The organism is Bradyrhizobium sp. Mp27 (assembly GCF_029953005.1).
GTDB lineage: Bacteria > Pseudomonadota > Alphaproteobacteria > Rhizobiales > Xanthobacteraceae > Bradyrhizobium > Bradyrhizobium barranii.
In genome coordinates this window covers 1-533 of sequence record NZ_JASAUS010000622.1, presented here as the reverse complement: position 1 = coordinate 533, position 533 = coordinate 1, and the positions used below count along the sequence as shown (strand labels likewise).

Below are 533 nucleotides of genomic sequence, written 5' to 3'. Positions count from 1 at the left end.
GAGCGAGCCTTTGCGACTTGGCGCGAGATCTCCATGACAAGCGCTATCGCCGATTCTCGACCTCTGAGAATCGCCTCCTTCGGCTCGGCGGTCGATTAAGTTGACGATGCCCTGCGTCGAGCCGGCGGCGGGCGCCGATCTCGGTCTGCTGGGCGATTGCCTGCTCACGCGTCAGGCGGGCCATCTCGACCGTCGAGACGCTGCCCGATTTGATCAGGGACGAGGCCCGCTCCACAGCGGCCGCCGCCTCTTCCCGTCGCGCGGCCGCGGCCTCGATCGCCGACTGGATTTCGGCGATGCGCGCCTCGAGCTGAAGGATGCGGCCATCGCGGAACTGGCCCGCCTGGCGGGCGAGGTCCTGTTGCGCGGTCTCGGCGGCTGCCAGCTTAGCGGCAAGGCTCGGGCGCTCGTTCTCCTGCCGCGACATCTGCCGCCGAAGATCGTCGAGCCGCACGCGATCGCCACGCGCGTTGACGACATGAAGGATCGCGTCGCCCTCATGGACCACGCTGAGTTGCGTCGAGCCTTGCGGC

Annotated in this window: 2 pseudogenes; one reads left to right on the top strand and one right to left on the bottom strand. The window is 68.3% G+C overall.

The features are described 5' to 3' along the window. Positions 1–99: pseudogene (locus QJT78_RS52045) on the top strand (IS6 family transposase); the annotation flags it as partial. 13 nt (positions 100–112) lie between these two features. Here QJT78_RS52045 and QJT78_RS53445 read toward each other — a convergent pair. After that, positions 113–533, bottom strand: a pseudogene (locus tag QJT78_RS53445) (HlyD family secretion protein); the annotation flags it as partial.